We start from the raw sequence: 12847 nt of genomic DNA on the forward strand, positions 1-12847 counted from the left end.
ACTAAATGAAAGCCGCCAAGCTTTTGATCGCGACAATAGCGCCCTCTACCAGTTTAGAGATAGTGAAACGTATTATGTCATCCGCTTCTTTTATTGTCTTACCGTGACAGTCTGTGAGCTGTAATTGTGGACCGCAGACAGGACAGGCATTGGGCTGTGCATGGTATCGACGATCTTCAATGTCATGGTATTCATGGTCACATTGAGAGCACATGACAAACGAGCGCATCGTACTTTGTATCCGATCGTACGGCATGCCTAAAATAATAGAGTAACGAGGACCACAATTGGTGCAGTTGATGAAAGCGTAACGGTAACGATGATTGCCTGGATCTCTCATCTCCCGTAAGCAGTCGTCACAGACGTTCGCATCTGGAGGAATAATCGTGTCCATATAGGCTAAATCTTGGCTTTTCCTAATATCAAAGCCTGAGTAACGGGGGGCCGGCGCATCCAATGCCACTTGCCGTAAAGTCGTAATACGTGCCAAAGGTGGTAGCTGTGACATGAGTTCGTTAATGATTTTAGCAATGATGTCGGAAGGGGCCTGCAGTTCCAGCAAAACGCCTTCAGAATCATTGAGCACCCAGCCGGTGGCCCCATAACGTCGCGCTAAGCGATGGACGAAGGGTCTGAAACCGACCCCCTGAACAATTCCGCAGACGCGATATCTGCAGGTATCGCCCTCTTCTGATGACTCAGCAAAGTCTGGGGAGTTCCGCACCATAAAGTTCCTCAATCATCGTCTGAGAGCCATCTGGTTCGACCTTAAACACCTCAGGCTGAGAACCCGCCCTAACTTCCCCAATCAGCGCTGCATTTCTACCCAAAGGATGATCATGAAGTCGCGCAAGCACCTCTTCAACGACATCCGGTTCAACAAACAGGCAGAGACAGCTTCATTAGCCAGGTTGATGACATCCACGCCTAACATATCAGCTGCCATCGCTGTTTCCGGTAAGATCGGTAGTGCTTGTTGATCAAAAAAGATTGAGCATGACGCAGTCCGGGCATGTTCATGCAAGACCGCCGAAAGCCCCCCGCGAGTGACGTCTCGCATAGAGGCGATTTTCCCCGCCGGGATATCGCGTAAAACGCTTTCGATCATGTGATTGAGCGGCGCGCAATCACTCAAGACATGACGTTCAAACCCTAGACCTTCTCTAATGGATAAAAGGTGAATGGAATGATTCCCTATATAACCGCTGAGGATAATTTTCTGACCTGGCCTGACGTTTTGTACAGAGACTGGAGGTCGTTCCAACACCCCTACTCCTGCCGTATTGATGAAGAGCTGATCGGCCTCACCTTTACCAACAACCTTCGTGTCTCCGGCAACGATCTTCACGCCCGCCGCCCGCGCGGTGTCACGCACGGAGGCGATGATATGCAGTAAATCTGCCATCGGCATCCCCTCTTCAATGATGAGGCTAAGCGTGAGATACAGTGGACGGGCACCGCTTACCGCGAGGTCGTTAACGGTGCCGCACACGGCAATTTTACCAATATCGCCATTGCCAAATATAAGCGGAGTCACCACGAAAGAGTCGGTAGTCAACGCGATACAATGGGAAGGGAGTTCCAGTAACGCACTATCTTCCATTTTCCCGAGGTAAGTCTCCTCCAACGTGGCGGAAATACGTTCGACCAGTTCCCGGCTTAATTTTGCCCCCGTCCCATGGTCCAAAATCACGGTTTCTCCCGCAGGCGCGAACAAGTCCGGACCAAGCTCATTATCATAGTGAGAATCAGGTATGCTCATGCTGGTTTCCTTTCACCGCGTTCAGGCAGGTCGCCAATGCTGTTAAGCAGCGATAAGATTTCAACTGACGGTGCGACGGTGGCGCAATAGCCCGCAAGCCATTGCAGCGCTCGATCGGTATCCTCTGCGGAAGGCGCAAAAACGCAATCGTCGGGAACCCAAACATTGTAACCCCGGAAGAAAGCATCTGCGGCCGTCGTCTGAACACACACATGCGTCTGTAATCCAGTCACGACGACTGTTTTGACATCCAGCGCTTGCAGCGTTTTATCTAATTCTGTCTCGAAAAACCCACTATCTCGCCCTTTGATAACGATGACGTCCGATGGATGATGGATGGCATCAATGATGGTATTACCAGGTGTGCCGGCAATAGCCGGAATGCCTGCCGCGCGATTGCGATATCGGCGTTGGACTGCCGGATCATCGGGGTCATGGATCAGCTGTAAATGAATGATGGCGTGCCCCGCGCTTCTGACACCATCAAGAAACTCATTAAATTTGGTCAGTTTTTCCCTCAACTCCTGTTGATCTGTCGTTATTTTGTATGTGAACTCGTATTGAAGATCATTAGTGAGAACAGCGACGTTTGGCATAGTGAATCCTTACACATTGAAAAAACATGAAAAATCATTATGAATTCAAGTAGTGATAATTAAGCCTCGCTAGCACATCAGTATTGTCAGCAGTGAATGTATTGAATCTGTAATAACCCCTGCAAGCGCATTTAATGCATGTAAAAAATATAATTATTCATCTGTTTCATAACGATATTCTTAATTCGACATTCACATAACCGCCCAATTTGAAAACTAATGACAATCTGAGCTATGCGGGTATAGTTTGTATAATTCCGTTTTTTCCATATTAGATAAACAACTGGAATGGGTATGAATCTGAAGCTGCTACGAGCATTTGCTACTCTGGCTGAACTAGGAAGTTACCATGAGGCCGCAGAAGCCCTGTGCATGACCCAACCTGCATTAACTAAACAGATTCAGTCACTCGAAAATCTGACGGGGATGACGCTTTTTAATCGAGGTCGTCATGGTACAAAACTTACCCTGTGTGGCGCGATGCTCTATTCCAAGAGTCAAGAATTGTTGAAGCATTATGATGTTTTCACGGAATATACACGGCGCATACAGAGAGGGGCGGTGGGTGAATTAACGCTGGGATTTGGAATATCCTCGTTTCAAATAGCGCCAAGATGGGTCAATCTTTTTCGGGAACAATACCCCGATGTAGAAATATCGCTCAACGATATCCCATCAAACGTACAATGCCATAGGCTATTAGAGGGCACCCTTTCGGCTGGATTTACACGGTTACCCTGCACAGATCAACTTAAGTTTCAGGCAATTATGGAAGAAACTCTCGTCTTGGCCCTCCCTCAGGGGGTTCATGCCGATCCTGCAAACATCCAGCCAATACTCAATAAATACCCACTCTTACAAATCACGCCCCAACGTGGACGTGGTCTGGCAGAACAGGTAGAGCAATTCCTCAAAGAAAACGCTCTCACTGGTAAACCCGCGTCCGCAGCAGATGATATCCACACCTTATTAGCATTAGTCGCTGAGGGAAACGGCATTGCATTATTACCCGCAGGCGTGAGCCATTTTCTGCCTACCGGGGTTTCTCTTATTAAACCCATGGGTAAAAATATTATGTGGAATATTGGAATTGCGTGGAACCCTCATATTCAAGATATTCTGCGAGATAATTTTTTAAAAATGGTTATATCAAAAAAGTCATAACTCTCTTCGGCCGGACTCATGCCGCAACCGCACCCTGCCATCGCTCGTTTTACCCATGACCTGTACGCCTGTTATCTTACCCGTTCACGTATTACCAGCACCGATGTCACCGAACTACGCACCGCGGATTCAGCATCCGCCGATCGCGTTCAGCCATTTCGCACGGGCCAACGATATCAATATGATGCCTTTTATTGACGTCATGCTGGTGCTGTTGATTGTCTTTATGATGAGCCTGCCGGTGATAAACCATGCGGTAAAAGTCAATCTACCTAAAGCGAATGCCAGCGTAATGGATAAAGACCCACAGGCCATCGATATTTCGGTGCTCGCCGACGGCTGTGTCGCTCGGGATAAACAGCCCGTAGATGACACTACCTTAAAATCCCGGCTGGAAGAGACGGCAAAAACGTCCCTCGCTGCCCCACTTGCGTATATACGCCGACAAAGCCGCCGAATATGGCCGCGTCGCTTTTGTGATGATCAGTGCGCAAAGCGTTGGCCTGACAACGTCAGACTTTGTTGTTGATAAAACCGCGCAATAAACGAGATTTTCACGCTCCCAAAAAGCGCCGTCAGGATAAGGGGCGGCGCGACAGACCTTAGAACGCGGAAAACGCATTACCTCCCCGATCAATGCATTAGCGCCGATAACATGAATTTTTACGCTAAAAAAAATCAGGTCAGTTGATCTCTTTTCAGGATAGATACCATAATGAGTCCATAGGGAAGCTCAGCGCTTTCCTTTTATTTTTAGACAGTTAACGCTCATATCGATTAAGCAGACTTATCAGAAAAGTGCCGTTCTCGTCTTCAGGACTGCGGCCTGGAGATGTTTGTAACAATGAAACCTTCGTCCCCTGCACAGACGTCCATCCCCTCTCAGGAAGAGGGCATTCCCGGTTCACGGCGGATGTGGGCGATCCTGTCCGTCTCTCTGGCGGTGGTACTGAGCGTGCTTGATGGCACGTTAGCGAATGTCGCGCTCCCTACCATCGCACACTCATTGAATGCCAGCGCGCAGACCTCAGTGTGGGTCGTCAATGGCTATCAGCTCGCCATCATCGCCACGCTGCTGCCGATGGCCGCGCTGGGCGAATTCATAAGCTACCGAAAAGTGTTCAGCGCGGGCGTGGTAGTATTTACCTTGTCATCATTAGGCTGCGCGCTGGCCGACTCCATGTCCGGCCTGATCGCCGCGCGCATCATTCAGGGCGTAGGAGCGGCAGCCATCATGTGCTGTACGTCAGCGCTGTTGCGTCATACCTACCCGGCGAAAACGTTCGGCCGGGGGCTAGCGCGCAATGCGTTTGTCGTGACCGCGTCCTCTGCCGCCGGGCCTTCCATATGCGCTGCGGTGCTCTCCGTCGCCCCCTGGGAATGGCTGTTTGTAATTAACTTCCCCATCGGGGTGTTAGCGCTGATCTGCGCCCGCGCGCTGCCCATGACGCCGCGTCAACCGCGCAAGTTCGATCTGCAGGCCATCGTGCTCAATGCGTTGGGTATGAGCCTCGGCGTGATCGGTCTCAATGAGCTTAATGAGTCCCCCGCGCTGGCCTTAACGCTGATTCTATCCGCCGCGATATGTCTCTGGCGGTTGGTAAAACGCTGCCTCGGCGACGAGTCGCCCTTGCTTCCGCTCGATCTGTTCAAAATCCCGCGCTTTCGCTGGGCGATCGCCGCGTCGTTTTGCATGTTTGCGGCGCAAATGTGCGCGTTTGTCGCCCTGCCCTTTTATATGCAGCATTCGCTCGGTCGAACTATCGTGCAGACCGGTCTCCTGATGACAGCCTGGCCTGTCGGATCATCGCTGGCGAATCTCGGTTTGTCTTCGTTCGTTGACCGGGTTCAGGCGGGGAGTCTGTGCGCCATCGGCGCCGGCCTGCAGATTATCGGGCTGGTAATGATTATGGCGTTGCCGCACGGCACCACGGATATCTGGCTGCTTTGCGGGTTATTTTTAGCCGGTGTCGGGTTTGGTTTTTTCCAGTCGCCGAACAGCCGCGACATGCTTTCAGCTCCACCGCGCAGCCGCAGCGGAGCCGCGGGCGGGATGCAGGCAGCCGCCCGCGTGAATGGACAAGCATGGGGCGCCGCGTTGGCCGGGCTGTGCTTCTCTCTGTCCGCCGGCGAAGGCGCTTATCTTGCCCTCTCGGCATCGATGGGCTTCAGCCTGGTGGCATTGATACTGAATCTAAGACGGCGTCGGTTAGTCCACGCCCACTCGGTCGTGAATGAATAAACGTCGTGAGAGGCACCGCGTTCAACGGGCGTAAGTGATGGGATTAAACGTTGTCAACGCGAAGGGCGGAATGTGGGGCATAGGACGTCGGGGTAGATGATGTCTCCGCCGACATCGCAAGCGTGATGTCGGTGGAGTTTTGCAGGTCGCGCTCGGCGTTTACTTCACCAGCACGCTCTGAACCGCAGCCGCCAGTTCGTTGATTTCGAACTTCGCGACATAAGCGTCGGCGCCCACTTTGCGTACGTGATCTTCGTTGGCGCTCCCCGAGAGCGAGGAGTGGATGATCACCGGAATATGCTTCAGGTACGGGTCACCCTTGATATGACGCGTTAGCGTGAAACCGTCCATCTCCGGCATTTCCAGGTCGGTCAGCACGAACGCGATCTTATCGGAGATAGGCACGTTTTCTGCCTGCGCCTGTTTCGCCATCTGCTGGATTTTATTCCACGCTTCCTGACCCGTGACGTGCATTTGACCCGGGATCTGCATCAGTTCCAGCCCCTGCTCCAGCAGCGAACGCGCCACCTTGGAGTCTTCGGCGACAATCGCCACCGAACCGGGTTTGATCGGGAACGCTTTGTTTTCCATATCGTTGATATGAATATCGCGGTCAACCGGGATCATGTCGTGCAGGATCTGCTCGACGTCCAGCACCAGCGCCAGATTGTTACTCTCTTTATCGCTATCCAACCGTGCAATACTGGTGATGTAGCTGCTGCCGACGCCCGCCTCAGCGGTCAGCACCTGGCTCCAGTCCAGACGGACGATATCGTCAACGGACTCCACCGCAAACGCCTGGGTGCTGCGCGCGTACTCCGTCACCAGCAAAATATTCAGCCCGGTTTCCGGCTTACATCCCGCCACCGCAGGGAGATCGATCACGGGGATAACCTGTCCACGGATATTGACCATCCCCATCATCGGCGGCTTCATACCCACAGCTTTAGTCAACGACGGCATGGGAACAATTTCACGCAGCTTGAAGACATTGATGCCGAACAGCTCGGAATCGCCCCCCTGCAGCTCGGAGCCTCCCAATCTGAACAAGAGAAGTTCAAATTTGTTGGCGGATGTGAGGTTGGTCCTCTCATCGATATCTTTCTGAAAATTATCCATGCAGTCCTCAATAATACGAATACTTCATTAATGTCTGGCCGGCCGTCGTAACGAGTCAATAAGCGCGTTAATCAACGACATCCGCCCAAAGCCGTGTGCACTCAGTCATGTTATTCAACTTACTCTTGCCTGTTATCGGCTGTAGAAATGAAAACTATATGCTAACAATAGCCGTCTTTTTTATCCTTTAGACAATAAATTATTCTTCAGGGATAAATGCCCCTGCGACGGGGATTCCATCAGCGTGGAATGACGTCATTATCAATCACACCCATAGACATCACCTTAAGACACCTTTGCGGCCGTTTCTTAAAAAAAATTTATTAGTCTGTTAAATCCTTCTGGAATCAATCGGGTAGCGCGGCATGTCCCCATCCGCCAAGGGCTGAGGCCATGCTGGCGGCCGCTCCTGGTGAGAAACCGTCAAGGATAGTCGATTGAAAACAGGGGCATCCGCCAGAAAAAAATCAAAACACTGTTAGAATTGTTGAAGGAAGATGGTACTGCCCCTCCGGCTATATAGGGACAAAATAATATTACAGGGAATAATTTGTTAATAAGGATCCAGTTACCTCTTTTTACCTTTTTCAGTCTGGAGGTTTCTTATGTATTCGTTCGTTGCACGGCAACCCATTTTAGATCAGCGCTTACAACCCGTAGCTTATGAGCTTTTATTTCGCCAAGGTATTACCAACAAATTTCCTGACGTCAGCCCGGAATATGCCACCGCCCAGCTAATATCAGAACAATTTCTCACCACCCCATTGAATAAATTGACCAGTGATCACCCCAGCTATATTAATTTTCCCTATCAGCTGCTTATCGATGGTCAGGCGGAAATATTACCGGCGGACAAAGTCGTGATTGAAATACTCGAAAACTCCACGCCGGATGAAGAGCTGTTTTCGGCCGTTAAAAGGCTAAAGAGAAAAGGCTTCACGCTGGCGCTGGATGATTTCAGTATGGACCCCAGCTGGGATCGCTTTCTGCCCTACGTGGATATCCTCAAGTTCGACTTGCAGCAGTCAACCTTTGAAGAGATCGGACGCTATATCAGCACGCTGCGGCACAAGCACCTCAGCTATCTGGCTGAAAAAGTCGAGACCAACGAGCAGTTCCTGCGCGTCAAGGCGATGGGATTTACGCTGTTTCAGGGCTACTTCTTCAGCCACCCGCAGATGTTCAAAGCCAAACGGCTTTCCAACGATCATAAAAATGCCATTCAACTGCTCAAGGAAGCCAACGAGCGGGAGCTTAACTACGACCGAATTGAGCGCCTGATCAACAGCGACTTATCGCTGGCCTACAAACTGATGCGGTACTTCAACAATTTCCGCTACAAGGCCAACCTGTCAGCCATCACGACCTCCATGTCGTTTCGCAGTATCGCGATATTTCTTGGACAACGGGAATTACGGCGTTTTATTTCGTTGATCAGCATTACGATGGGGAGCAAGGATAAATCCTGCGAGCTTTATCGTATGAGTCTGATCCGGGGGAAATTCTGTGAGCTGTTGTCGATCCGTCTGCACGGCCGCGAAGATCCGTTCGAGGCCTTTTTGTGCGGCCTTTTTTCCATGCTGGACGCCATTCTGGATTCTCCGATGGACCTTTTGCTGGAGCAAATCCCCGTGTCATCGCATATCAAACGCGCACTGATGGACAACGCCGGGGAGTTAGCGCGCTATTTAAGCATCATTGCTTATTACGAGAAGCAGAACTGGGAGCAGGTGAACACCTACATGGAGATGTTGGACATTAATGAAGAGCAGATGCTGAACCTGATCGCCGAAGCCACCCTCTGGGCTGATGAATTGCTGGATTTATAATTGTTCTTCTCATATTGCCTATCCTGCCGATAGCCCCTCTTTCAATACACGCAGATTCCCTTATCCCTCGAGTTTTCAGCGAGCGAAATACCGCACGCCGCGTCTATACGGGTGACGGTTAAAACAGGCAGACGGAAATGCCTTCGGTAAAAGCGTTATCGGCACAGCCGACACGCTTTTACCGTTAACGCATACGCTGAATCACCTGCAACAGTTCCGCAATGGCATCCTCGCCGCCGTCAGTCAGCACCGCTTTGCGGACGCAGCCGTTGGCATGATCGGCCAGCATCTGGTTGGCGACGGCACTCAACGCAGAGCGCACGGCGGTAATCTGATTGAGAATATCCACGCAATATCGGTCTTGCTCCACCATCTGCGTGATACCGTTGACCTGCCCATTGATCCGTTTCAGACGGTTCAACAACGCTTTTTTGCGCGGCTGTACCACCTGCTTCGCGTCAGCCTCGCCCGCGCTGGCGTCAAGGCACGCGTCGCACTTAGCCGGCAACATCGAAACCCATCTCTTCAATGGCGTTGCGGAACGCGTCTGGGTTGGCGGTGTCGGTTTCCGCATACGCCACGTCAACCAGGCCACTCTCCAGCGTCACGTTAACCTGACTCACCCCTTCCAATGACTGCAAAGCCTGAGTCACTTTACTGACGCACCCGCCGCACACCATCCCCGAAACCGTTAATGCTGTATGAGACATCATCACACTCCTCTGTTCTGAACGTTTGTTTAAACCCACGAGAAACACTTATCCCTTGCGGCGCGGCTTCCAGCGGCGTAACCACAGTGAATTACTCAAGACGGAGACAGAACTCAGCGCCATCGCGCTGCCGGCAATCACCGGATTGAGCAGGCCGTATGCGGCCAGCGGGATCCCCAGCACATTATAGAAAAAGGCGAAGAACAAGTTCTGCCTGACCTTATTCAGCGTCGCGCGCGACAGGCTAATGGCGTCGGGCAATCCGCCGAGACGGTTTTGCATCAGCACCACGTCCGCCGTATCCAGCGCGATATTCGAACCGGCGCCGACCGCGAATCCTATGTCGGCCACCGCCAGCGCGGGCGCATCGTTGATGCCGTCGCCCACCATGCCGACACAGTATCCCTCCGCCTGTAGGCGAGCGATCTGCTCCGCTTTCTGCTCAGGCAACACTTCGGCGATAAACTGACGGATCCCGGCTCGCTCGGCTACCCGCTCCGCCGCCCGTGCGTTATCGCCGGTCAGCATGACAACGCGGATCCCCTGTCGATGCAGCGTTTCCACCGTCGCCACGGCATCGTCACGCAGCCGATCCTCGAAACAAACATAGCCGAGCAGTTGGTCATCTCGCGCCAGCCCCACCACCGTCAACCCCTTTTGCTCTTGCATCGCGGGGAGCGCGGTATCAAAAGCCACGCCGCGCGACGTCAGGAAGGTAGGCGAGCCAAGAATCACTGTGCTGTCGCCCTCTTGCGCACTGATGCCGCGCCCCACGATAGCGTTAAATCCGTGTACTTCCGCCGCAGTCGCCCCGGCCTGCTGCGCATACTTCACCAGCGCCTGTCCCAGCGGATGTTCGGAGTTCTGCTCCAGGCCCATCGCCAGACTCAGCAGCGCCTCCTTCGACATACCATCAGCCGGCAGCACGTTGACCACGGAAGGGTGTCCTTCAGTCAGCGTCCCGGTTTTATCGATCACCAAAACCTGCAACTGCTGAGCGTTTTCCAGCGCGCTCGCGTTGCGAAACAGGATTCCCGCCCGCGCGCCCTGCCCGGTTCCGACCATCATCGCGGTCGGCGTCGCCAGTCCCAACGCGCACGGACAGGCGATCACCAGCACGGCGATGGCGTTGACCAAGCTTGCCTCCCACTGTCCGGTCACCCACCCGCTGATCACAAAGGTCAGCACGGCAATCGTGATCACGACGGGGACAAAAATCGCGGAAATCCGGTCAGCCAGCCGCTGCACGCTGGCTTTAGAGCCCTGAGCCTCTTCGACCAGCCGGACGATACGCGACAGCGCGGTATCACTGCCGACGCTGGTCGCACGCACTCGCAGGGCGCCGCTATGATTCTGCGTCGCCGCGTAAACCTGCGCATCGGCTTGCTTCACCACGAGCTGACTTTCGCCCGTCAACATCGCCTCGTTGACCTCGGACAATCCGTCGATGACCACGCCGTCAACGGGCACACTCTCGCCCGGTCTGACCAGAAACACATCGCCACTGCGCAGCGATGCCACATCACGGTCCTGCCATTCGCCGTCAACGTCGACGTGCGCTATCTGTGGCTGAAGGCGTAACAGCCCCTCAATGGCGTCACCGGTTTTGGACTTGGCTCTGCTCTCCAACAGCTTGCCGAGCAGGACCAGCGTGATGATGGCGGCGCTGGCCTCAAAGTAAAGATCGCCGTGTTCCGAGGTCAGGAGCGTCACCAGACTTAACGTGTAAGCGACACTGGTTCCCAACGTCACCAGCACATCCATATTGGCCGTTCCGCTGCGCAACGCGCTCCAGGCCCGGTGATAAAAGTGACGGCCGCACCAGAACTGCACCGGCGTCGCCAGCAACCATTGGAACCACCCCGGCAGCCAGTGTGCCTGCCCGAAAAACATCGCGACCATTTCAAACAGCAGCGGAAACGACAGTACGGCAGCCACCACCAACGCATTGCGATCTTTTGTCCAAGCCCGCTCGCGCCGCTGACGCTCGGCCTCCCGATCGCCCGCCGTCACCTGACGCGCCGTAAACCCGGCGCGTTCGATACGCGCTATCAGTGATTCCGGCGTAGCACTACCGGGGGTCACGCTGACCTGCGCCCGACCGGCGGCGAAATTGACCGTCGCCGTCACCCCGTCCACCTTATTCAGCACCTTTTCGATACGTGCCGCGCAGGCGACGCAGCTCATGCCGTCGACGGCCAACGCTACCCGCTGATCCGCCACGTCGAACCCGGCTTTGCGGATCGCGGCGATCACGTCGCTGGACGAACTGCGCGCATCATCGAGACGCACCACCGCTTTCTCGCTGGCGAAGTTCACGCTGGCGGAGACGCCATCCAGGCGGTTGAGGACACGTTCAATACGGCTGGCGCACGCGGCGCAGGACATGCCGGTGACGGCAAGATGAAAAGGCTGGGATTGGCTCATAAAGGGCTGTCCTAATCTGGTTGCAGACAAGGGGGTTATCGCGCGGGTAGCCGGCATGCCCAAAACATCGTGGGAACCGGGGCACTGTTGACGCGCAACCGTTGAAAACCTGCCTAACAACATACGCGCAGCCATCGCTTTATGATACCCCCCAAGGGTATTTTATTAAACCGTCCTGTCCGCCTCGCTTTGTCACGGTAGTGAAAGACGGAAGCCATATCGTGTTTTCTCACTCAGAAACACCTATTTATTCTTCCAATTAAGCGATAAATACCGCGCTGAAAAATCGCTACGCTACAATCGGCTTTAAATATAAGAAAACGTGAGGAGTGTTTTTCTGTAGAGGGATACCCTGCTTAATTCATGAAGGTGACGCCGTGCGTGCGCTTTCAAATCACCGGCGATACCGAGCTAGCGGCGACCGATTAAAACATCACCTTCATCAAAATATTTAACGGCGGATGAGTAACGTCAATACCTCCAATTTTTTCGGACAAAATGGAAACAATACCTACCCCAATCCCTTCTCGAAACAGACCTATTTCAACGATGGAGGACGGGACAACACAATTTCATTTTTTCATCTTTCAATAACCTGATTCCTCCCTCATGAAATAAAGAATAAAGAGGAATGATCGTCTATTTATTTACCCTTTCCGCCCTAAAAGTCATAAAAAAAAAACCGTTCAATTACAGATAAATGAATGCCATTGGACTTTTTTAAAAATACGCCAAATGAAGCCGCCGGGTTTTCCGTTATTTTTTCATCTCAACACCTACCTATTTACCGCCGCCATATCGGGGGCTTTACGTCGTTATTCCCGAGGCATCACCCCGACTTAACAGAATAAACATCAGCACCGTATCACTGACCCACATCGATATTTTTAGCCCGCCCATTCCTCATCGAAATGCGGTCACAAACCTGAGAATTCATCATGCCAAACACCTATTAACCCCGTCCCTTCCGCTATAGGAAAATAGCGCCGGTGACAGCG

General features: G+C 52.9%; 11 protein-coding genes. 4 read left to right on the forward strand and 7 right to left on the reverse strand.

Annotation, left to right across the window (positions count from 1 at the left end; all coding sequences use genetic code 11):
- Position 1: 1 nt before the first annotated feature.
- From AU509_RS18850 to AU509_RS15770, 3 genes are all read right to left on the reverse strand, one after another.
- A complete protein-coding gene (locus AU509_RS18850; RefSeq protein ID WP_254901611.1) occupies positions 2-727 on the reverse strand; it encodes an acylphosphatase in 726 nt (241 codons plus the stop codon).
- A gap of 81 nt (positions 728-808) precedes the next feature.
- Complete coding sequence (gene hypE, locus AU509_RS15765; protein WP_254901612.1) at positions 809-1762, reverse strand: hydrogenase expression/formation protein HypE; 954 nt, start codon at positions 1760-1762, stop codon at positions 809-811.
- Entirely contained in the window at positions 1759-2358 is a 600-nt protein-coding gene (locus AU509_RS15770) for a cysteine hydrolase family protein (RefSeq protein WP_094118793.1), read from the reverse strand. Before AU509_RS15770 ends, hypE begins: the two co-directional genes overlap by 4 nt.
- 294 nt (positions 2359-2652) lie before the next feature.
- Between AU509_RS15770 and AU509_RS15775 the strand changes: the two genes are divergently transcribed.
- The 3 genes from AU509_RS15775 (at position 2653) to AU509_RS15785 (ending at position 5764) form a co-directional block, all read left to right on the forward strand.
- Positions 2653-3522, forward strand: a complete 870-nt coding sequence (locus AU509_RS15775; protein WP_085652413.1) for a LysR family transcriptional regulator — start codon at positions 2653-2655, stop codon at positions 3520-3522.
- A 181-nt stretch (positions 3523-3703) separates the two neighbouring features.
- On the forward strand, positions 3704-4051 hold the full coding sequence (locus AU509_RS15780) for an ExbD/TolR family protein (RefSeq protein WP_254901613.1): 348 nt from the start codon (positions 3704-3706) through the stop codon (positions 4049-4051).
- 315 nt (positions 4052-4366) lie between these two features.
- A complete protein-coding gene (locus AU509_RS15785; RefSeq protein ID WP_162896352.1) occupies positions 4367-5764 on the forward strand; it encodes an MFS transporter in 1398 nt (465 codons plus the stop codon).
- Between the two features lie 159 nt (positions 5765-5923).
- On the opposite strand, the gene AU509_RS15790 is transcribed toward AU509_RS15785, so the two are convergent.
- Entirely contained in the window at positions 5924-6883 is a 960-nt protein-coding gene (locus AU509_RS15790) for a chemotaxis protein (RefSeq protein ID WP_094118795.1), read from the reverse strand.
- 773 nt (positions 6884-7656) lie between these two features.
- On the opposite strand from AU509_RS15790, the gene AU509_RS15795 reads away from it, so the two are divergent.
- Positions 7657-8712: an EAL and HDOD domain-containing protein gene (locus AU509_RS15795; RefSeq protein ID WP_244200941.1), complete on the forward strand. Its 1056-nt coding sequence runs from the start codon at positions 7657-7659 to the stop codon at positions 8710-8712.
- Positions 8713-8896: 184 nt separating this feature from the next.
- On the opposite strand, the gene AU509_RS15800 is transcribed toward AU509_RS15795, so the two are convergent.
- From AU509_RS15800 to AU509_RS15810, 3 genes are read right to left on the reverse strand one after another with little or no spacing between them, the layout of a single operon-like run.
- Entirely contained in the window at positions 8897-9223 is a 327-nt protein-coding gene (locus AU509_RS15800; protein ID WP_036153065.1) for a metal-sensitive transcriptional regulator, read from the reverse strand.
- Entirely contained in the window at positions 9210-9422 is a 213-nt protein-coding gene (locus tag AU509_RS15805) for a heavy-metal-associated domain-containing protein (RefSeq protein WP_094118797.1), read from the reverse strand. Before AU509_RS15805 ends, AU509_RS15800 begins: the two co-directional genes overlap by 14 nt.
- 48 nt (positions 9423-9470) lie before the next feature.
- Positions 9471-11849, reverse strand: coding sequence for a heavy metal translocating P-type ATPase (locus AU509_RS15810; RefSeq protein ID WP_094118798.1), 2379 nt, complete (start codon positions 11847-11849; stop codon positions 9471-9473).
- Positions 11850-12847 lie beyond the last annotated feature (998 nt).

Source organism: Lonsdalea britannica (genome assembly GCF_002111595.1).
Lineage (GTDB): Bacteria > Pseudomonadota > Gammaproteobacteria > Enterobacterales > Enterobacteriaceae > Lonsdalea > Lonsdalea britannica.

Excerpts from the sequence above, each read along its gene's own strand:
- hypE (WP_254901612.1), bottom strand. The coding sequence starts at position 1,762 with ATGAGCATACCTGATTCTCACTATGATAATGAGCTTGGTCCGGACTTG.
- AU509_RS15790 (WP_094118795.1), bottom strand. The coding sequence starts at position 6,883 with ATGGATAATTTTCAGAAAGATATCGATGAGAGGACCAACCTCACATCC.
- AU509_RS15805 (WP_094118797.1), bottom strand. The coding sequence starts at position 9,422 with ATGTCTCATACAGCATTAACGGTTTCGGGGATGGTGTGCGGCGGGTGC.
- AU509_RS18850 (WP_254901611.1), bottom strand. The coding sequence starts at position 727 with ATGGTGCGGAACTCCCCAGACTTTGCTGAGTCATCAGAAGAGGGCGAT.
- AU509_RS15780 (WP_254901613.1), top strand. The coding sequence starts at position 3,704 with ATGATGCCTTTTATTGACGTCATGCTGGTGCTGTTGATTGTCTTTATG.
- AU509_RS15785 (WP_162896352.1), top strand. The coding sequence starts at position 4,367 with ATGAAACCTTCGTCCCCTGCACAGACGTCCATCCCCTCTCAGGAAGAG.
- AU509_RS15775 (WP_085652413.1), top strand. The coding sequence starts at position 2,653 with ATGAATCTGAAGCTGCTACGAGCATTTGCTACTCTGGCTGAACTAGGA.
- AU509_RS15770 (WP_094118793.1), bottom strand. The coding sequence starts at position 2,358 with ATGCCAAACGTCGCTGTTCTCACTAATGATCTTCAATACGAGTTCACA.
- AU509_RS15800 (WP_036153065.1), bottom strand. The coding sequence starts at position 9,223 with ATGTTGCCGGCTAAGTGCGACGCGTGCCTTGACGCCAGCGCGGGCGAG.
- AU509_RS15810 (WP_094118798.1), bottom strand. The coding sequence starts at position 11,849 with ATGAGCCAATCCCAGCCTTTTCATCTTGCCGTCACCGGCATGTCCTGC.